This window comes from Roseofilum acuticapitatum BLCC-M154, from assembly GCF_030068475.1.
Lineage (GTDB): Bacteria > Cyanobacteriota > Cyanobacteriia > Cyanobacteriales > Desertifilaceae > Roseofilum > Roseofilum acuticapitatum.
The window spans coordinates 48,185-69,254 of sequence record NZ_JAQOSP010000081.1 but is presented as its reverse complement, the minus strand read 5'-3'; the positions used below and the strand labels follow the sequence as shown (position 1 = coordinate 69,254).

Below are 21,070 nucleotides of genomic sequence, written 5' to 3'. Positions count from 1 at the left end.
ACGAGAAATCATTAAACTGCTTCGGGAAAAACCAGATCCAGTTTTATTACCTGACATCTTTGCACGCATTTACTCCCTAGGTCGCGTTCACAAGGCTCCGGGTTCTACCGCTTCCCTCTAAAATTGGCGAAGGTATTGTTGAAGAAACCGGGTTTCTGGGTTTATCACCTTAATTGAGGATACCCAAAAATCAATTCTCTATTCATGTCCGCGAAGCGGAAACCCGCCCCCACCCCCGCGAAGGGTTGGGGGCAGGTTCACAACAGTTATTGGTGGGAATTGGGGGATATGGGTGAACCTGCCCCTACCAACAAAATTGATTACCCATTATCCAACTTCAACACCGCCATAAACGCGGACTGAGGCACGTCTACTGTACCAATGGACTTCATGCGCTTTTTACCCTTGGCTTGTTTTTGCAGTAGTTTTTTCTTCCGGGAAATATCACCGCCGTAACATTTTGCCAAAACATCCTTACGCAAGGCGGGAATATGTTCGCTGGCAATGACTCGTGAACCAATGGCGGCTTGAATGGGAACCTTAAATTGATGGCGCGGGATTAATTCTTTCAGTTTTTCGGTTAATCCTCGCCCCACATAGTAGGCTTTATCTCGATGGACAATCATGGCAAGGGCATCAACGGGATCGTTGTTGATCATGATGTCTAAGCGTACCAAGTCATTGGTGCGATAGCCAATAAACTGATATTCCATACTGGCATAACCGCGAGATCTGGTCTTCATCTGATCGAAAAAGTCAGTTACCACTTCCGCTAAGGGCAGCTCATAAATTAAGGTAGTGCGACTCTGGGTTAGATATTTCATATCCTTGAACACCCCGCGCCGGGTTTGGCACAATTCCATCAATGTGCCCACATAGGTTTCTGGAGTAATAATATCAATTTGTACATAGGGTTCTTCAATGCTTTGCCGTTCGTTGGCTGCGGGCAGAGTGCTAGGATTATCGATTGTGACCACTTCTCCGGAGTTGAGAACCACCCGATAAACCACGGAAGGGGCAGTAATAATCAAATCCAGGTCATATTCTCGCTCTAACCGTTCTTGGACAATTTCCATGTGTAATAATCCTAAGAACCCACAGCGAAAGCCAAAACCCATGGCGCTAGAGGTTTCGGGTTCATAGGAAAGCGCTGCATCATTAAGCTTGAGCCTCTCCAGAGCTTCCCGCAGTTCGGGAAACTGGTTGGCATCGGTGGGAAACATGCCACAGAATACCATGGGGTTGGCTTCTTTATAGCCCGGTAAAGGTTTCTCGGCAGGTTGAGCTTTGAGGGTAATGGTATCGCCCACCCGTGCATCTTCTACGGCTTTAATGGAGGCGGCTAAATAACCGACTTCTCCGGCGTGCAGTTCTTCGACTTGCACTTGGGTGGGGGAGAGAACGCCTAATTCGTCGATGTCGTATTCTTTACCGGTTGCCATTAAGCGGATGCGATCGCCTTTACAAACCTTACCATCGACCACCCGAAAATAAACGATCACGCCCCGATAGCTATCATAATAACTGTCAAAAATCAGCGCCCGTAGGGGCTGCTCCGTCGTGTCTTCTGGAGCCGGAACCCCCTGAACAATGGCTTCTAGGATGTCTGGAACACCGATCCCTTCCTTAGCCGAAGCTAAAATGGCTTGACTACAGTCTAAACCAATCACCTCTTCAATCTCTGCCCTCACCCGCTCCGGTTCTGCTCCCGGCAAGTCAATTTTATTCAGAACGGGAATAATTTCTAGATCGTGTTCCAGTGCCAAATAGACATTTGCCAAGGTCTGGGCTTCCACGCCCTGAGAGGCATCCACCACCAACAGCGCCCCCTCACAGGCAATCAGCGATCGCGATACTTCATAAGAAAAATCCACATGGCCCGGAGTATCAATTAAGTTTAGAACATAAGTTTCCCCATTTTGGGCCTGATAATTCATCCGAGCCGCCTGGAGCTTAATCGTAATCCCCCGCTCCCGTTCGAGATCCATGCTATCGAGGAACTGGGCTTTCATATCGCGATCGGCAACCGTTCCAGTAAACTGGAGGAGGCGATCGGCCAAGGTAGACTTCCCATGATCGATATGGGCAATAATACAGAAATTACGAATATGAGAGACTTTAGCGTCGGTCATAAAGTTAAATTTGAACCTAATTGAGTGAAACGTGCAGTTAAAATAGTCGCTCCAGTTCAGACCCACTTGAGGAAACAAGCGGCCTGTAGGATTGGATCGGATAGTTAATATATTTTAACCTAGTCCGGGAGTTTAGGGGAATTCACCAGCCATCCTCCACTCATCATCGGATCGCGCCATGTTAAACTAAGATAAACCCTACGTGCTTTAAAATCGGCCCATGCTGTAGTGTTGTAGACCTAACCCCCTTTTTAGGTCAGACCCTACGTCCTTAAATGAAACTGAACCAAACAGATCCCCTTGACCGGGTAACCTGTCGTTTTTTTTCTTTCAGTCCAGTTGAAAAAAAATCGAAAACAACTAGGGAAAAAACAAAATTCTGATGTATATTGAGGCTTAAACTGAAACCCATGAATGACCCCACCCTTTCTTCCGAACGCCAAGTCGATAAAGTCGAAATTTCCATCGCCTTAGATCCGGAATTGCTCGAACAAATTCAGCACTTAACCAACGATCCTTCGAGAATTATTGAAACAGCAATTCGTCAATGGCTCAGAGGTTCAAACCAAAGAGATGATGAACTCACCCGCACTCTAATCAAAAGCCCTCCCTTGCCTCCGAGGGGCGAATGGAACGACTAAAAACCTAACCTTGCCAGAGATCCAAGTTATCTCCATGGAGACTACTAACTCTGAGATTTCCCATAGGCTTTTAGTGCCCTACTGTTGCTCCCTTCCGGCTCAGATGCTAGACCTGTGAATATCATCTATTCAAAATTCACCGACACCAACTCATGAATGCTTCTTCCCATGCATCCATTTCCACCCTAAATGACACCAGCCTTTCTAATTCTTCAGAGAGGGTACAGGCCAAACCGTCAATTCTGTTAGGGTTAGGGGCTGAATTAAGCTTTATTCATAATACTTCTGGTGAGTACCTGGCTTTTAATTGGACTCAAGCAGAACGCTATGATTTAGCCCCTGAAAACTTAGTCGGGGAATTGATGGAAAATACCCTTTATCCTATTCCCATCGATCCCTATTTGGATCGAGTGCGTCAAGTCTTGGAAAATCAATTACCGGAACGTTTTAGCTATCCCTTTCGGTATGGGGAATATTACTTACTCTTCGATCTGGTCGTCACTCCAGTGCTAACGTCTCCATTAAAAGCTAATCAAGTGTTAGTGCTGGGGAGACTTTTGTCGAGCGCTGTGGGATCTCAATCCTTTGCCAGTAGTCCGTATGTGCTACAGCAGGGGGAAAATAAAACGACCGATCATTACCAGACTCTGCTGACGCGAGTGACGCGCAAAATTAGACGGACTCTGGATCTCGAAACGATTTGGAAGCAGACGGTGGAAGGGTTAGGGATTGCGTTGAATCTAGAAAGCTGTGCGATCGCCCAAAAATGTCTAGAGACCGAAAATCTGAAAATCGTTGCTCACTATAGCCATCAAGGGAGCGGATCGCAAGTGGGGAGCTTGATATCCTTAGACGAGAATGCCCCCTTGATGGGAGCCTTATCGAGTCTAGAACCCTTAGCTTGGGTAGAAGAAGAGGGGAAGGAGTCCTCAGAATCTCGGTTAGCGGTAGCCACCTGCTATCAGGATCAACCCAATGGGTTACTGATGTTATCGCCTCCCGTGCGCTCCGATGAGGCTGAACCCTATTTGTGGTCACCGGAAGAGATCGAGCTGGTGAGGGAGTTGGCCGATCAGGTGGGAACGGCGATCGCCCATGCGACACTCTACCAAGAACTCGAATTAGCCAGAGAACAAGCAGAAGAAGCTTCACGACTCAAAAGTGAATTTTTAGCCAATACCTCCCATGAACTCAGAACCCCCCTTAATGGAATCATCGGCTTTCTCAAGCTGATCCTGGATGGAATGGCTGACGATCCAGAAGAGCAACTCGAATGGGTTCAAGAAGCCCATAAGTCCGCCTTACATCTGTTGAACTTAATTAATGATGTGCTGGATCTGGCTCGCATTGAAGCCGGAAAAATGCAGATCGAGCTAAGTCCAGTCAATTTGGATGAACTGTTAACCAACCTAGAAAACTTTACTCGACCCCAGGCGGAAAGCAAAGGATTAAGTTATGAAGTCAGCCGCACCCTAACCCGCGATGAAGTGATGATTACGGGGAATTATCAGCGCCTGTTACAAGTGATGTTGAATTTGGTGGGTAATGCCATTAAATTTACCCATGAAGGCGGAATTACGATTACGGCGGAAGCGATCGCCAAGAAATTTCATGTCGGAGATCGCGACTATCCCGGCTTCGTCAAGGTGAGCGTCGCCGATACCGGTATCGGTGTCCCCTTAGAGAAGCAAGAACAATTGTTTCAAAACTTTTCCCAAATTGATGGCTCTCGCACCCGCCAATATGGAGGAACCGGCTTAGGATTAGCCATTTCTCAGCGCTTAATTGAGGCCATGGGCGGTGAGGTGAACTTCTTTAGTATGGGAGAAGGACTGGGATCGACAGTCACCTTCACAGCTCCCTTGGGACAATTACCCGTCATTGTTAAGGAGTAATTTCTGTGGGAGACGGGGATCGAATCCATCCGCGATCGCCGAGAATAGTAAAAAGACTGATCGATTCTTCCAATAAGCAGGCATGGCCGCTATAGGGTAACTTAATCACTTGAGCATCCGGAAGCTGTTGTTGCAAATAGTCAGCTTCGGACATAGAGGGTAATAGGCGATCGCTCCCACTAGCTAAAATCAGCGTCGGTTGTACGATCCCCTGGAGATCTTGGGGATTAATCGTAAACTGTCTGAGTAAAGATAATCGCCAAGCCGAAGTATCAGCAGGCACATCACAAAGGGCAGACCAGAGAGCCTGACGGTCTTCAGGAGCGAGGCGAGGCAAAGCAGCCAGTAAAAAATAAACAGCAACACTGCCCAAATTATAGAGGCGATCGGGAATCCAAGGCACAATCGACTCCCCCAACGCCATCCAAGGACGACGATGAAAGGAAGAAGCCGGATTGACCAAAATTAAGCGGGAAATTAACTCCGGTGCTTTCAGAACCGTTTTTAGGGCCAAACAGCCCCCAAACGACTCCCCACATAAATAAACCTGCCGGTTGACTCCGGAGACCAATTGAGCTTCAATAAACTCGGTGAGGCGATCGCTCAACCCATCCCAATCCAGGCGATTCTCAGAAGGAATTCTCATCGCCCGCACCTCAAAATCCCTTTGCAACCCTTGTGCCTGACGAGCAAACAGCGATCCCCAACCATCCATACCGGGCAAGAAAACCCATAGATCCGCCTGGGGGCGAACAGGAGTCAACTGAAGAAAATGAGGACAAAGATCAGACATAGGAGCCAATGGAAAATATAACCTTGGGGATTTAAGATCGATAACCATTGCACCGATCCCGAAAATAAAATTAACTCATCCTGATTATAGATAATGCCCTTTTATTCTGTCTCTGACCATTGCCTGGAACATTGCCTATTCTGCCATCCCTTGAAGCCTTAAGGAGCAATCGATTCAATTTCTCGGAAGTCTGTTATCTTAGTTTCACCTCGAATTGATGAGCAATCAAGACAAACCTGAGCAACTAAGGCTACAATCAGAATCAATTCCCCTTATCGATCAGTTGAGTAAAATCCTGAGTAAAATCCATAAGACAACCTAACGGGTTGATTTGACAAAGCAGGTCATTAAAAACGCTAATCATATTTTCTATGAACTCTAACTATCCAGCAAAAAAAACCTTTACCATTACAACTCCTCTATACTACGTCAATGACTTGCCCCATATCGGCAGCGCCTATACCACCATTGCCGCAGATGTTTTAGCCCGCTACTGGAGACTTCGGGGGGAAGAAGTCTTGATGATTACCGGAACCGACGAACATGGCTTAAAAATCCAACGCACTGCTCAGGAGCGAGGGAAAGACCCCCAAACCCATTGTGATGAAATTGTCGAGGGTTTTCAAACCCTCTGGCATAAGCTTAACATCCAATACGATCGCTTTAGTCGGACGACGGCCGCTAAACACCATCAAATTGTACAAGAATTCTTCACACGAGTTTGGGAGAATGGGGACATTTATCAAGGAGTGCAAAAAGGATGGTATTGCGTTTCCTGTGAAGAATTCAAAGAAGAACGAGACCTGCTTGAGGATCGCCGTTGTCCCATCCATCCCAACAAATCTACAGAATGGCGAGATGAAAATAACTATTTCTTCCGCTTATCCAAATATCAAGACTCCTTAGAAACCTTCTATAGTGAGAATCCGGACTTCATTCAACCGGAAAGTCGCCGGAATGAAGTCCTGAGCTTTGTGGCCCGTGGGCTGCAAGATTTCTCCATCTCGCGAGTTAACCTAGATTGGGGTTTTCCCGTTCCCACCGATCCCGAACATACCCTTTATGTTTGGTTTGATGCCCTATTAGGGTATATCACCGCCTTACTCGATCCGGAAGACTCTCCCACCTTAGAGAATGCCCTCGCCAAATGGTGGCCCATTCAAACCCATCTGATTGGTAAAGATATTCTGCGCTTCCATACGGTCTACTGGCCAGCAATGCTGATGTCTGCGGGTCTACCTTTACCCGGACGGGTATTTGGCCATGGCTTTTTGACCAAAGATGGCATGAAGATGGGTAAAAGTTTGGGCAATACCTTAAATCCCTATGAATTAGTGGATCGCTATGGAGCTGATGCGGTGCGCTACTATTTTCTTAAGGAGATTGAGTTTGGTAAGGATGGGGACTTTAATGAAACTCGATTTATTAATGTTCTGAATGCGGATCTAGCCAATGATTTAGGAAATCTGCTGAATCGGACTCTAGGGATGGTGAGAAAATATGGTCAAGGTCAAGTTCCGGCGATCGCCCCTAATGACATTCCTGATGATAATCCTCTGAAAACCCTAGGAAGTTCCTTGAAGTCAAAAGTAGATCGGCACTACAACGACCTGGCTTATTCCCAAGCCTGTGAAGCCATCCTCGACTTGGTGCAAAGCAGTAACAAATATATTGACGAGCAAGCGCCCTGGACGTTGTATAAACAAGGGAAGCAAGAGGCATTAGCAGAAGTTCTCTACTCGGTTCTAGAATCCGTGCGTTTAGCAGCTTATCTGCTCTCACCGATTATTCCTGACATCAGCACCGCCATCTATAGCCAATTAGGCTTTAGCATTGATTTTAACCAGGTTAGAGACCTTCAAAACCCAATCTCCTTTGAACGTCATGCCCAATGGGGCATCTTACCCGGTCAGCAGACTCTAGGAACACCCAAACCGGTTTTTCAGCGTCTAGAGTTAATCGAAGCTTAAGTTTGATATAATGACAACCTTTACTTTCTCTTTCCAAACCACCATAAAACCATAAGATTTTAATAACTGAGGTATAACAATGATGTATGAACCGATGGAACAAAATCAAAGTTTCTGTACTCCCGAACAAGTGCTGTCCAATCGGGGAACCGTGGCCATTTTTATTGATGGTTCTAATCTCTTTTATGCTGCCCTGCAATTGGGAATGGAGATTGATTACACTAAGTTATTGTGCCGCTTAACCAATGGTTCTCGCTTGTTACGGTCATTTTTCTATACAGGAGTCGATCGCACGAATGAGAAGCAGCAAGGATTCTTGTTATGGATGCGTCGCAATGGCTATCGAGTGATCGCTAAGGATTTGGTACAACTGCCAGATGGCTCGAAAAAAGCCAATTTGGATGTGGAAATTGCCGTGGATATGATGTCTTTAGTGGGCTGTTATGATACGGCGGTGTTAGTCAGTGGGGATGGGGATCTGGCCTATGCAGTGGATTCGGTGAGCTATCGGGGGGTACGGGTCGAGGTCGTGAGTTTGCGATCGATGACCAGCGATAGTTTAATTAATGTAGCCGATCGCTATATCGATCTCGAAAGCATTAAGGAAGATATCCAAAAAACACCCCGGCAAAACACTTATTCCTATCGCCCCTTATCCAGTTTAAGTCTGATGGATGAACGGCAAGAAAAACGCTAAGGTTATGGGCTGTACATGGGTTATAGATCCTGGAGCATGGGAAAGAAAACTGGCGATCCTCTTAAGATGAGAGTCAAAACCAGTTTAGGCTTAATTTTGGCGATCGCCTTATCCGCTTGTGGTGGCTCGAATACACCCGATCAACTGGTGCAAGCAGCATCCGATGCTGAAGACTCAGATGCCATTCAACTGGTCTTTAAAGATATCACCCTAGAACAGGGCGACGATCAAGGTCAGTTATTGTGGAAAGTCCATGCCAAATCGGCCACCTATAGTGAAGACCGACAAATTGCCACGGTCGAAGAACCATTAGGAGAATTGTATCAAGATGGGAAATTAGTCTATCGGGTGGAAGCGAAGCGGGGAGAAGTTCACCAAGACGGCAATTTAATTTTACTCAAAGATGGCATTAAGGCGATCGCCGTTGAAGATGAAGTGGTGTTAGAAGGGAATGAACTGGAATGGCGACCCCAGGCGGATGTCCTAGTTGTTAATAATACGTTGACTGGTTCCCATCCCCAGGTAGAAGCCAAAGCCGAGCAAGTTAAAGTCTATAGCCGCTTGCGGCAAATGGAATTGATCGGTAAGGTAGAGGCGATTACCCATAGTCCTCAGTTACGGATGAATACCGAACACTTAGTCTGGCTGATGAAAGATCGGAAAGTGGTGGGATCGATTCCAATCGAAATCAAACATTATGAAGGAGAAGAAGACAACAAACAAAAGTTAGCCGAGGAACCAGAAATGCCCCCTAGCCATACGGCTTTAGCTGGAGGAAGTATGGTGGATTTAGAGAATGAATCGGTGACCTTAATGAATCAAGTCACCTTAACCGCAGCCAATCCAGCGTTAGAAGCTAAAAGTGATTCTATGACTTGGGATTTGAAATCCCAGTCTGTTGGAGCCAATCAAAAGATTACCCTAGACCATTTGGATGAACAACTGACCTTAGTGGGCGATCGCGGTACGGTAGATTTAGCCAATCAAGTTGCCTATTTAACCCAAAATGTCCGGGTAACCGGTGGACGCAATCAGTCGGATCTCTCGGCAGAAAATGTCACTTGGTCTTTTGGAACCGAGGAGGTAGAAGCAACGGGTAATGTCACTTATCGCCAAGTCAATCCCCCTTTATTTTTGCAAGGAGCGAGAGCCTTTGGTCAGTTAAAGGATCAAAATATAACCGTGAGTAGTGGCGATCGCACCAGAGTCATTACTGAGATTATCCCTTAGATTACTAAGTAATGAGTAATATTAAATCCGGTAAATGGTATAAACTAGCGGGCAATATGCCCGCACTCCCCCATTCCCCCAATACAGCGCAAAGTGCTGTAGATCGCATCATCGCCGAATCAAAACCGCCATTCCTTTATGCAGTTTCCGTTGCAGAGAAAAAGGTAAAGAGCCGGTCAATTTTTCCATGCCATCCACCACCCCTTTAGGTAAAACCTTTAACAAATATTCTAGTTTAATATGGCCATTAGTTAAGGAATTGGTAAACAGGCGAATTTCTTCTATTTCTAAACCTGCTTGCTTCACCAGAGGCGGAATTTCATCCGTGTGCAACAGAAAAATATGACCATCAGAATTGGGGCTAAATTGCTGTTCTTCGTACAAAGAGGGATCGGGACAATCGGAAAACTTGGGTAAATTATGGCGAATATATTCCCCATTGGGGGTGGTCATCACAATATACCCTCCCGGTTTTACCAATTGGGAAATTTTTTGCAGAAATTGATCGGGATGGGCCACATGCTCAATAATCTCCGTAATCAAGACCACATCAAAGCAAGAATCAAACCCTAAATCAAATAAATTACCGGGAGCATACTCAATATCTCCCTTTTCATACTTCATTTTCACGTAATCGACTAATTCCGATCGCAGGTCATTCCAAGTCACTTGGTAGCCCAATTCCGCCAGCCATAGACTATAATTGCCCTGGGAAGCCGCCACATCTAAGACTTTAGCGCCAGGTTGGGCCACTTTTTGCACCAAATCAATGACCACCTGACGACGATTCTGGTAAGCATAGGTATGACCGAGAACCCGGCGATCGCCATAAATTTCTATCTGGTCATAGTAAAATACTTCTTGCCAACTGGCGGGGGATTCTGGGGGAATTGTAATCTGCTTCATGGCTGAATTTTTCCTCGGTTATGGTAGAACGGATCGGTAGAGTCCTCGACGGTAATTATATGAAAATTCTGATGCTTTCCTCCACTTTTCCTTACCCCCCTAGTCGGTCAGGGACAGAAGTGAGGACATTTAATCTGCTTAAATATCTACAAAAAGATCATCAAGTAACTGTAGTTGCCCAGCGATCGCCCGATGTTACTGATGAAGATATTACCGGCTTACAGGAGCAGGTCAGCGATCTGAAGATTTTTCCCATTGTCGCCGATGAGCGCAAGGGGGCGATCGCCAAAGGAAAGCGCCTATTCTCCTCATTCTGGGAAGGAAAACCCCAAAATGTGATTCACCGTTACTGCAAAGACATTCAAACCCTGGTTCTTGAAGGGGTCGATCGGGGCAAGTATGATGCCATTACCTGCGAACATAGTGCCAACGCCGTTTATTTACGTCCAGAGCTAAAAAATCGAGTGGGTATGGTGGTTAATGTCCATAGTTCCATGTATTGGGGAACCAGAAATGCCATTGAGATGGGAGCTTCCGAAAATCCATGGCGCGATCGCCTTTATTTACCGGTTCTTTATCGCTACGAAAAACAATACTCTCAAATTACCGATAAACTGGTCGTCACCACCATGGACGATCAAAAACAACTGCAAATTTTTGCCCCTGCTGATAAAATTGAAGTGATTCCCAATGGTGTCGATCTAGACTTATTTCCCTGTCGAACCCAAGATCCTGGGGGCTATACCTTAGCCTTTGTGGGTTCCATGGACTTAACTCACAATATGGATGCGGCGATCTTCTTTGCCAAAAAAGTCTTCCCCCAACTGCGTCAGCGCTATCCTGAAGTCAAGTATCGCATCATTGGCAATCGTCCGACTCCTGAAATTAAAGCCTTAGCTAATCAACCCGGTGTAGAGGTGACGGGAAGAGTCTCTTCCATGGTGGAAGCGCTCCATCAAACCACGGTTTGTGTGGTGTCTTTACAAACCGGTTTTGGCATTAAAAATAAGACCCTAGAAGCCATGGCAGCAGGTGTACCCGTGGTGGGGAGCGATCGCGGTTTAGAAGGACTCGATGCGGATGGCGTTGCTCTGCGAGCCAATAGGGTAGAAGAGTACATTGAAGCCATTTCCCAATTGTTAGAAAACCCCCAACTCAGAGCCGAACTTTCTCAAAACGGGCGCACACTCATTGAAGATCGGTTCACTTGGGAACAGATGGGCAAGAAATATGAAGCGGCTTTAGAAAACGCTTGCCCAAGTTGAGGGGAATGGGGAGGCGCTTCGGAGCATCAGAAAATATTAGGTTATCGGCGATCGCAGATAACGATTATTCCTTGTCCGGCGGCGATCGGGCAAATTGCGGGAATCCGAAACCGTTGCGACTCTACATTCAACCGTAATGGTTGCTCCTGCATGGTCATAGGCCAAATTCTGGGGGATGAAGGCATCGCGAGGGCTAAACAATTGCAACAGCACCCAAGAATAGGCAATCCACAAGAACAGGCCAAAGATCAACCCATTAAACTCTACCATCACTCAACTCCCTCATTGCCGGATGTTCAAGGCTATTGATGACTCATTATAGGACTTAATCTACCCTTAATTAACTTATTTTTTTTACGAAATATTACAAAACCATCAATGAAAGCCATATAAAGCAAGTCTGATGAGTTAAATTAAGACCATATATATATTTGCACTTACCTCCTGGATCAATCCCTATCCTGGAGATCAATATTCTGATTTCAAATTCTCTCAACTTTCAGGTTTTTACATATGGTCTTTGACCCGGCAAACCTCCCCTATTGGATCTTTCTCGGTTTAGGAGTCGTGCTGTTTCTGCTGGTCATTTTTTCTGGAGGTGGAGACAATGATGCTGATGTTGATGGCGATGTAGACATTGATGGAGATTGGGATACTGACCTAGATATAGAAGTAGACGCAGATGCTGATGGTGGTTTTACCGCTCTACAAGCCTTGGGATGGTTAGGCTTAGGAAAAGCGCCCCTATTGCTCTTATTAGCCATTGATTTTAGTTTATGGGGACTTCTAGGATGGGTTCTTAACCTGCTCTTAGGAATTCCAACGGGGCTGTTAGGCAATGCTGTGTTAATCGTCTCCTTAATGTTAGGCCTATTGGGCGGTAGTATCATCTCTCGGCCCATTGGTAAACTGTTTGCGGCATTTGGAGAAGATACCCGTGGCGATCGCCTGATCGGATGTACCGGAACCGTCGTATCGGTGAGTATTCCCCAACAGCCTACCACCCAAATTGGGCAAGTCGATGCGATCGATCCCGCCCATAATTTAGTTAGTATTAATGTGCAACTTCCCGACTGGGCTACTCAAATTCCTAAACGGGGCGATCAAGTGATCGTTATCGAGTATTGCGAACACTTTTATTTGGCTGTAAGTAAAGATAGCGTCGATCAAAAACGCTGGTTAGGCTAATTGGATACAGTTTACCCTTCTGCCCATTACCCATTACCGATCATGAAACAAACCATTATTGAACAACCCACCCAACCCCTACTCGCTCAAAATCCCCTGCCCCAAATGGGATCGGTGGGGATGCTTTTAGTCAGTGGTTCCCTAGGATTTGTCTTCTTTCTAATCCTAGGAATTATCGCTTATACCAGCGTTTACAAGATCACACCAAACAACGAAGCATTTGTTCGTACAGGGGGCGTATTTATTAAACAAAAACGGGTCTTTTTAAACGGGGGCTGTGTGGTAATTCCCGGCTTTCATGAAATCACCCGCGTGCCTTTACGAGAAATTTCTATCGATGTGGAACGCACCGGGAATTTAGCCGTGCGGACTCAAGATTATTTACGGGCAAATATGCGCGTCACGTTTTATGTGTGCGTGAGTGCCAATCAACAGGATGTTTTGACGGTTGCAGCTCGGTTGTCAAAAGAAGGAATTATTTCTGCTACCGATATTAAAGAAGCCCTCGAAAAACGGGCAGATGATGCCATTCGTGCGGCGGCGAAAAAGAAAAGTTTAGCGGAAATTGACTCAGACAAATTAGGGTTTGCTGATGAAGTCTTGAACCTGATTCAACAGGATTTGAAAAAAATTGGTTTGACCCTGAATAATATTGCTATTTCCGAGATTGAAGAAAGCGATACCTATGATGAAAATAACTTCTTCGATGCTCAAGGCGTGCGCTTGAGGACGGAAACGATTCAGAAATCCATTCAGCAGAAGCGGGAAGTGGAGCTGAAAACCAAGGTTTTGATCGAGCAGAGAGAACTGGATGCGGAAAAACAATCCTTACGCATTAAAAAGGAAAAAGAAGAGGCCAATTTAGACCAAAAACTGGAAGTCGAATCGATGACCGCACAACGGGAGCGGGAGATTCAGGAGTCAAAAGACCAAGAGTTGGCCAAAATTGAACGCAATAAATTGTTGCAAACTAAGGCAGTTGAAGAAGAAAAGATTCTGCAACAGTTGTCCGTTCAACAAAGTCAAATTGATGCCAATATTGCCTTAGAAGAGCGCAATAAACAGTTGAAAATCGCCCAAGCGCTGCAAAAACAAGAATCTGAGGTTGCGGAAATTAACCGTCAGAAAATGGTGGAATCTTCCCAACTTAAAGCCAAGATTGAAATTGCGGCAGCAGAACGAGAATCGAAGATTGCACAACAGGAAGCAGCGATCGCCATTGTCGAAAAAGAAAAGCAACGGTTAGCCGCCGATGCCGAACGTGCCCAAGCCGAAGCTGCCGTCATTACCGCCCAAGAAATCGAACAAGCAGAACGTGCCCAACGATTAAGCGCGATCGAAGCCGAAAAAGAAGCCCAGAAACAGCGCATTTCCGAGCAAAACGTGGTGGAAATCGACGTTTTCCGTCGCCGTCGGCAAGCCGAAATTGCCCGCCAAGCCGCCGAACTCGAAGCCGAGTCCATCCGTACCCTAGCCGAAGCCAACCGGGATAGAGCCTTAGCGGAAGCTGAGGGAGAAAAAGCCCTCATTGAAGCCAGAAATGCCCTCTCCGATGCCAAACTCTCCGCCCAACTGATCTCGGAAATTTGGCCCACTCTCGCGCCCCATGTACCTGAAATTGTCAAAGCCCTCACACCCCAACCCGGTATCTTGGGCGATACCCGCATTTATTCTTTCCCTGGAGCCAATGGCAACAATGGCAGCAACGGTATGGGCGACTTGAATAAACTGCTGATGTCCACCAGTGGCTTATCCTTAGTCAATGCCCTGATGGAAGAGGGAAAATTGGGGACACTGCTGCAACAAATCAGCCAAATGGTGCGTAACCCCAACCCTCCAGAAGCAACGAGCCAAAACTCCCAACCCAAACCGGAAGCATCCAGCCATGCTTCAGAGAAGTCCTCAAAGGCGATCGCCCCCACCAAACGGCAACCGGTGAAACCCCCCTCAGTTCCAGAAAATCCCACCGCCAGTTAAACTCAACCCAGGGCAGTTCACCTGCCCTATCTCCCCATCTCCCCATCCCCCCATCTCCCCATCCCCCCATCCCAAACCCACCCCTTTTTAATTTCCGAATGAATTTGATAGGCTATTTAAATATATTTTGGGAAACGCAAGAGAGACAGTGGATATTCAAATTGGACGGGGAAAAACAGCCCGCAGAGCTTACGGAATCGATGAAATCGCCCTAGTACCGGGTCTTCGGACACTCGATCCGAGTTTGGCCGAGACCACCCTCACCTTGGGGGGAATAGAGCGGGAAATTCCCATTATTGCCAGTGCCATGGATGGGGTTGTGGATGTGAATGCGGCTGTGGCTTTGTCTGAGTTAGGCGCAATGGGAGTATTGAACTTAGAAGGAATTAATACTCGCTACGACGATCCCAACCCCGTCTTAGACAAAATTGCCTCGGTAGGGAAAGATGAATTTGTATCCTTGATGCAACAACTCTATGCCCAACCTATCGATCCAGAACTGATTACCAAACGGGTTAAAGAAATTAAGGAGAAAGGCGGTATTGCGGCTGTCAGTGCCACCCCAGTAGGAGCCATTAAATATGGTCAGGTGGCAGCCGAAGCGGGAGCCGACCTGTTTTTTGTCCAAGGGACTGTAGTCTCTACCGATCACCTCTCTCCAGAGTCGGTTACTCCTTTAGATTTGGCAAAATTCTGTGCAGAGATGCCTATTCCGGTGATTTTAGGCAACTGTGTCACCTATGATGTGGCTCTAAACCTGATGAGGGCGGGTGCGGCTGGGGTATTGGTGGGTATTGGCCCGGGGGCAGCCTGTACGTCGCGGGGGGTTTTAGGGGTGGGTGTGCCCCAACCGACGGCGATCGCCGACTGTGCCGCCGCACGGGACACCTATCATCAAGAAACCGGCAACTATATCCCCGTCATCGCCGATGGTGGCATTATCACCGGTGGCGATATTTGTAAATGTTTAGCCTGTGGTGCAGATGGAGTCATGATCGGCTCTCCCCTTGCCAGAGCCAAAGAAGCTCCCGGCCGAGGCTATCACTGGGGCATGGCCACCCCTAGCCCCGTATTGCCCAGAGGCACAAGAATTCGGGTTGGTAGCACCGGAACCCTAGAACAAATTTTGCGCGGCCCAGCCCAGTTAGACGACGGAACCCATAACCTCCTGGGTGCGATCAAAACCAGTATGGGAACCCTAGGCGCTCAAACCATCCGCGAAATGCAGGAAGTGGAAGTGGTAATTGCCCCATCCTTGCTCACCGAAGGTAAGGTTTATCAAAAAGCCCAACAACTCGGTATGGGCAAATAGACCCAAATTTTCTCAACAGTCAGAAGTCTGAGAAAGATTCCTACGATTTGTACAGAATTCGGGGAAAAGTGAAATCTGTTGTTTACAATAGGGAATAGCGGAGACGCATAATGTTTCCGTTCACTCCTCACACCACACTCCGCCTGAACAGTTTGTTCGGGCGGTTTCTTATTTAAAGCGATCGGTCTGTTATGATAGAATTCCTAATGTGCAATGTAGGATAAGGATTACCCCTAATGGCAGCAGCACCAGTTACAGATAAAACTTTTGATGGGGAAGTGCTTCAAAGCGAAATTCCTGTTTTAGTCGATTTTTGGGCCCCCTGGTGTGGCCCCTGCCGCATGGTTGCGCCTGTGGTTGAAGAAATGGCGGAACAATTTAATGGACAAGTCAAAGTGGTTAAAGTCAACACCGATGAGAATCCACAGGTGGCTAGTAAGTACGGTATTCGCAGCATCCCTACGCTGATGATCTTTAAAGATGGTGAGCGTGTGGATATGGTTGTTGGTGCAGTGCCAAAAACTACTCTGATTCAAACCTTAGAAAAACATCTACCTGGCGGTCAGAGTGCCTCTGAAGGTGAGAAAGAGTAAGCACTAAACCCAATACAGAATCAGTCAAGTAAAGAAAACGGGCTTTTCTAAGGTTGTAGATCTTCCGAAAAGAAAAGCCCAAGTATTGATTAGGCAATCGCTCCAACTCGCGATCGCCCGATCTAAAACCATAAGGGTTAATTGACCTAATCCACAATAGAGCAGAATACGGCAGATTAGGTTTCTTGGGTCAAAAACCTAAGCTCACTCTACTTACTCCTGTTTACTCACAACAGTCAATTGCGGATGACTTTATCCACTCCAGATCCTGGCGCTACACTGAAAGCGGATTTGCTAGAACTTCTGGCACAATTGCCGAGTTTAGAACATGGCAAATGGGTCGAACAAGCTCTGATCGGTATCCTGCGAATTGCAGCAGAAGAGATCGACCGTTTAGACTGGAAGATTTTAACGGGTTCTCTACAGGATATGGAACGAGCCTTTGAGATCTTTTCTGCCTATCGCCATGTGCGTAAAATTAGTATTTTTGGCTCGGCTCGCTTACCGTCCGATGCTCCAGCCTACCAGATTGCCCTAGCGTTTGCCCGGCAAGTTGCCCAACAGGGATTTATGGTGATGACGGGAGCTGGGGGCGGAATTATGCAAGCGGGGAATGAAGGCGCGGGTTTAGAGCAGTCTTTTGGGCTAAATATTCAGCTTCCTTTTGAACAGGGATCGAATCCTTTTGTGACAGAAGATAAACTGATTCAGTTTAAGTATTTCTTTACTCGCAAATTATTTTTCTTGCGGGAAACGGATGCAGTAGCCTTGTTTCCTGGAGGGTTTGGGACTCAGGATGAAGCGTTTGAGTGTTTAACGCTCTGTCAAACCGGAAAAGCGGGGCCAATGCCTTTGGTATTATTGGATCAACCAGGTGGTCAGTATTGGCACGGATGGCAAAAATATGTGCAGGATCATCTCTTAAGCCAAAATCTGATTAATGGAGATGATTTGAGTCTGTATACGATTACGGATCGAGTGGATGTAGCGTGTCAGGCGATCGCCGAATTCTATCGAGTTTATCATTCCAGTCGCTATGTGCGCGAGCAGTTTGTCATGCGCTTGAAAACTGAACTCTCGGATGCTGAGGTAGAGGAACTCAATCAAGAGTTTAGGGATATCCTGGTTAGCGGTAGGATTGAGAAAACGAAAGCTTTACCCGAAGAAAGGCTCAGTGATGTCCATGACTTGCCTCGATTGGTCTTACACTTTAATCAACGGGATCATGGGCGACTCTATCAGATGATTCATCGGATTAACCAGATGGGTCAACCTTCGGAGGCTCAAAATCATCCAGAACGGAAGTAGATTCAGGAGGCGATCGCCCGTTTGCCTACGCTCTCAGCCAGAATACACTAAAATAGAGCAAATTAGCTTATGCTCAGAATTTTAGAACGGTGAATAGTTCTCCTTCCCCTACCGACCTTGACCTGAAACGCTTGTTCTCATTTGAACTCGATGAGTTTCAACATCAGGCGATCGCCGCATTGAATGCAAATAAGTCTGTGGTGGTGTGCGCTCCCACCGGATCGGGTAAAACCTTAATCGGAGAATACGCCATCTATCGCGCCCTGTCACGGGGAAAACGAGTCTTCTATACCACTCCCCTGAAAGCGCTCTCCAATCAGAAATTACGTGATTTTAGTCAGCTTTTTGGTAAAAAAAATGTAGGATTGGTTACAGGAGATCTATCCTTCAACCGAGAAGCTCTCGTAGTAATCATGACCACAGAAGTGTTTCGCAATATGCTCTACGGAACTCCAATCGGTCAAATTGGCACATCAATTAAAGGGGTAGAGGCGGTAGTTCTTGATGAATGTCACTACATGAACGATCGCCAACGGGGAACCGTTTGGGAAGAGTCCATTATTTACTGTCCTCCCCATATTCAACTGGTTGCGCTCTCGGCCACCGTAGCCAACAGCGACCAGCTCACGGACTGGATTTCCCAAGTTCACGGCCCCACAGAACGCATTTACTCAGACTTCCGTCCCGTCCCCCTACAATATAACTTTTGCAATATTAAAGGGATCTTTCCCCTGCTGAACAAGAAAGGGAACGGCATTAACCGCCTGTTGCTGAATACAAAATACAAGGGCAAAAAACCCCCCAAAGTTAAACCCAAGGATCAAGTCCCTAGCTTATTATCTGTGGTGGCTCAACTCCAAGAGCGGGATATGTTACCGGCAATTTACTTTATTTTCTCCCGTAAGAGATGTGATGAGGCGGTGGATCAGACCGTTGGACTTTCTCTACTGACCTCTGAAGAAAAGCGGCAAGTTGCAGCTCATCTAGAGCTGGCGCTACAGAAGCATCCTGAAGCCATTCGCCGCTCCCAGGTGGAATGTCTCTATCGAGGGGTAGCCGCTCACCATGCGGGGTTATTACCGGCTTGGAAATCTCTTGTAGAAGAACTCTTTCAAAAGGGATTAATCAAAGTCGTATTTGCCACGGAAACCCTGGCGGCGGGGATTAATATGCCCGCTCGCACCACCGTCATTTCCAGTTTATCCAAGCGTACCGACCAGGGCCATCGTCTGCTCAACCCCAGTGAATTTCTGCAAATGGCTGGACGAGCCGGACGCAGGGGAATGGATAAAATTGGCCATTTGGTGGTTGTAGAAACTCGGTTTGAAGGAGCCAAAGAAGCAGGCTATTTAGCCACTGCCGGGGCCGATCCCTTGGTGAGTCAGTTTACCCCTAGCTATGGGATGGTACTAAACCTGCTGCAAATCCATACCCTAGACGAAGCCAAACAACTGATCGAGCGCAGTTTTGGTCAGTATATGGCGAATTTAAGTTTAATTCCCCAACATCAGGCGATCGCCGCTCTGCAAAGTGAACAAAAGCAGATTTACTCCCAACTCGCTCCCTATGGCGACCTAGAAACCCTCCAGGAGTTGGCCAGCAGCTATAAGAAACTGCAAGAGCGCCTGCGGGAAGCCAAACGACTGCACAAAACCTTGCAAACCCAAGCAGAACGGGCGCGAACCAAGGATTTGGCGGCGGCGATCGATTTTGCCGTCCAGGGAACCCTCTTCAGTCTCAAAGGTAAGTATATTACGGTTTCTGAGCCAATTTCCGCCATTTTGGTCAGAAAAGTCCCCGGCAGCGGCCAAGCCCCCTATTTGGTCTGTTTAGGAGAGGATAATCGCTGGATGGTGGCGACCTATGGGGATGTGGTGGGTTTATATGGGGATATTCCCCGGTTTAAGGTGGTTGATGGTTGGCAACTGCCCCCAGAGTTACAGTTAAAACCGGGAGAATGTCGCAAGAGTGGAGCAGAAACGGCAGCCACAGCCAACCAAATTCCCCAGCTAGAACCGACGTTAGCCGCTCCAGAGGTCGATGAGCAACAGTTGCAAGTCGATCAGATTACCAGTTGGATTATGGAGCATCCCGCCCATCAGTGGCCAGAACGGGGTCGGATTCTCAAGCAGATTTCTCGTGCTGCTAGACTGGAAACAGAAATTGGCGATCGGATCAGCAAATTCGAGCGCCTCAAATCTCGCTATTGGCAACAATTTCTGAATTTAATTGCTATTTTGAAAGCATTCAATGCCCTTGATGATAACTTAGTTCCCACTCCCCTAGGTGAATCCGCAGCCACCCTGCGAGGAGAAAATGAATTATGGCTCGGTATCGCCTTAACCTCTGAAGTCTTTGCCCAATTAGAACCCCATCATTTAGCCGCCGCTTGCGCTGCCCTAGTGACCGAAACCCCCCGGCCTGATACTTGGGTAAACTATCATACCTCGCAACCCGTCATTGAGAGCCGATCAAACTTAAAACCAGTGCGTCATCAACTGATTAAGCAACAATGGCGCTTTCTGAAACAAGACGAGGACAAGGACAAAGACAAAGACAAGGACGAAGACAAAGACAAAGACGGAAAATATCAAACCCCGCTTCTGCCGGTTTGGTTAGAGTATGAACTCATTGCTTTAGTGGAACAATGGGCCCAAGAAAAGGATTGGGCAGAACTCTGCGAACAGACGAGTTTAGATGAAGGGGATATTGTCCGCTTACTGCGACGAACCTTAGACTTATTATCCCAAATTCCCCATGTTCCCCATATTTCCGATACCCTCAAGGATAATGCCATTTCCGCCATGAAGTTACTGAATCGTTTCCCGGTTAATGAAACGGCTTAGGGATTGAATTGGAATAAATAGATGGATATAGTCAATTCGATTAACAGTGATATCATGTCCGGCTAAACAGTTGTCATGGCGACCTCCGGGAAGCATTCGCGCTTCGCGCATACTTCGTAAACGCCAAGACTGCCTAGATTATGAGATTGCTTCACTCCACTGCGTTCCGTTCGCAATGACTGACTATATCAAGTCCGGTTTCCGCAAGCGGACATGAAAATTTGTTCAGAAGCGGGCAAGATGCCCGCACTCCTAGAATTCTTTGATATGACTGGAGTGGGAGCATCTTGCTCCCTGGATTTTTAATTAGGGTATTT

16 protein-coding genes are annotated in these 21,070 nt (G+C 46.9%); 12 read left to right on the top strand and 4 right to left on the bottom strand.

The genetic code is table 11. From position 1 onward, the window contains the following. Nucleotides 1-320: 320 nt before the first annotated feature. Nucleotides 321-2,132, bottom strand: coding sequence for a translation elongation factor 4 (gene lepA / locus PMG71_RS12005; protein WP_283753926.1), 1,812 nt, complete (start codon nucleotides 2,130-2,132; stop codon nucleotides 321-323). Between the two features lie 410 nt (nucleotides 2,133-2,542). On the opposite strand from lepA, the gene PMG71_RS12000 reads away from it, so the two are divergent. Beyond that, nucleotides 2,543-2,773, top strand: coding sequence for a hypothetical protein (locus PMG71_RS12000; RefSeq protein ID WP_283753925.1), 231 nt, complete (start codon nucleotides 2,543-2,545; stop codon nucleotides 2,771-2,773). A 152-nt stretch (nucleotides 2,774-2,925) separates the two neighbouring features. Continuing rightward, entirely contained in the window at nucleotides 2,926-4,668 is a 1,743-nt protein-coding gene (locus PMG71_RS11995) for a sensor histidine kinase (RefSeq protein ID WP_283753924.1), read from the top strand. On the opposite strand, the gene PMG71_RS11990 is transcribed toward PMG71_RS11995, so the two are convergent. Then, nucleotides 4,658-5,461: an alpha/beta fold hydrolase gene (locus PMG71_RS11990; protein WP_283753923.1), complete on the bottom strand. Its 804-nt coding sequence runs from the start codon at nucleotides 5,459-5,461 to the stop codon at nucleotides 4,658-4,660. The genes PMG71_RS11995 and PMG71_RS11990 overlap by 11 nt on opposite strands. A gap of 371 nt (nucleotides 5,462-5,832) precedes the next feature. Between PMG71_RS11990 and metG the strand changes: the two genes are divergently transcribed. The 3 genes from metG to lptC all read left to right on the top strand — a co-directional run bounded on the left by metG (nucleotide 5,833) and on the right by lptC (nucleotide 9,358). After that, complete coding sequence (gene metG / locus PMG71_RS11985) at nucleotides 5,833-7,431, top strand: methionine--tRNA ligase (protein ID WP_283753922.1); 1,599 nt, start codon at nucleotides 5,833-5,835, stop codon at nucleotides 7,429-7,431. A gap of 94 nt (nucleotides 7,432-7,525) precedes the next feature. Further along, on the top strand, nucleotides 7,526-8,128 hold the full coding sequence (locus PMG71_RS11980) for a LabA-like NYN domain-containing protein (RefSeq protein WP_430541007.1): 603 nt from the start codon (nucleotides 7,526-7,528) through the stop codon (nucleotides 8,126-8,128). Between the two features lie 36 nt (nucleotides 8,129-8,164). After that, nucleotides 8,165-9,358: an LPS export ABC transporter periplasmic protein LptC gene (gene lptC / locus PMG71_RS11975; protein WP_283753920.1), complete on the top strand. Its 1,194-nt coding sequence runs from the start codon at nucleotides 8,165-8,167 to the stop codon at nucleotides 9,356-9,358. A 108-nt stretch (nucleotides 9,359-9,466) separates the two neighbouring features. Here lptC and PMG71_RS11970 read toward each other — a convergent pair whose 3' ends face one another. Next, nucleotides 9,467-10,264, bottom strand: coding sequence for a class I SAM-dependent methyltransferase (locus PMG71_RS11970; RefSeq protein ID WP_283753919.1), 798 nt, complete (start codon nucleotides 10,262-10,264; stop codon nucleotides 9,467-9,469). Between the two features lie 59 nt (nucleotides 10,265-10,323). Between PMG71_RS11970 and PMG71_RS11965 the strand changes: the two genes are divergently transcribed. Then, the gene (locus tag PMG71_RS11965) at nucleotides 10,324-11,529 is read left to right on the top strand and encodes a glycosyltransferase family 4 protein (RefSeq protein WP_347179262.1); all 1,206 of its coding nucleotides are present in this window, start codon (nucleotides 10,324-10,326) and stop codon (nucleotides 11,527-11,529) included. A 36-nt stretch (nucleotides 11,530-11,565) separates the two neighbouring features. Here the strand turns inward: PMG71_RS11965 and PMG71_RS11960 are convergent, their stop codons facing one another. Further along, the gene (locus PMG71_RS11960; protein WP_283753917.1) at nucleotides 11,566-11,799 is read right to left on the bottom strand and encodes a hypothetical protein; all 234 of its coding nucleotides are present in this window, start codon (nucleotides 11,797-11,799) and stop codon (nucleotides 11,566-11,568) included. Between the two features lie 243 nt (nucleotides 11,800-12,042). Here PMG71_RS11960 and PMG71_RS11955 point away from each other — a divergent pair, with 243 nt between their 5' ends. From PMG71_RS11955 to PMG71_RS11930, 6 genes are all read left to right on the top strand, one after another. Beyond that, nucleotides 12,043-12,717, top strand: a complete 675-nt coding sequence (locus tag PMG71_RS11955) for an OB-fold-containig protein (protein WP_283753916.1) — start codon at nucleotides 12,043-12,045, stop codon at nucleotides 12,715-12,717. Nucleotides 12,718-12,759: 42 nt separating this feature from the next. Further along, the gene (locus PMG71_RS11950; protein ID WP_283753915.1) at nucleotides 12,760-14,694 is read left to right on the top strand and encodes a flotillin family protein; all 1,935 of its coding nucleotides are present in this window, start codon (nucleotides 12,760-12,762) and stop codon (nucleotides 14,692-14,694) included. Nucleotides 14,695-14,842: 148 nt separating this feature from the next. Next, entirely contained in the window at nucleotides 14,843-16,006 is a 1,164-nt protein-coding gene (locus PMG71_RS11945) for a GuaB3 family IMP dehydrogenase-related protein (protein ID WP_283753914.1), read from the top strand. A 236-nt stretch (nucleotides 16,007-16,242) separates the two neighbouring features. Continuing rightward, nucleotides 16,243-16,599 (top strand): thioredoxin, encoded by a 357-nt coding sequence (gene trxA, locus PMG71_RS11940; protein WP_283753913.1) that lies wholly within the window; start codon nucleotides 16,243-16,245, stop codon nucleotides 16,597-16,599. A gap of 246 nt (nucleotides 16,600-16,845) precedes the next feature. Continuing rightward, entirely contained in the window at nucleotides 16,846-17,907 is a 1,062-nt protein-coding gene (locus PMG71_RS11935; protein WP_283753912.1) for an LOG family protein, read from the top strand. Nucleotides 17,908-17,996: 89 nt separating this feature from the next. Beyond that, nucleotides 17,997-20,753: a DEAD/DEAH box helicase gene (locus PMG71_RS11930; RefSeq protein WP_283753911.1), complete on the top strand. Its 2,757-nt coding sequence runs from the start codon at nucleotides 17,997-17,999 to the stop codon at nucleotides 20,751-20,753. The last annotated feature ends 317 nt before the right edge of the window (nucleotides 20,754-21,070 follow it).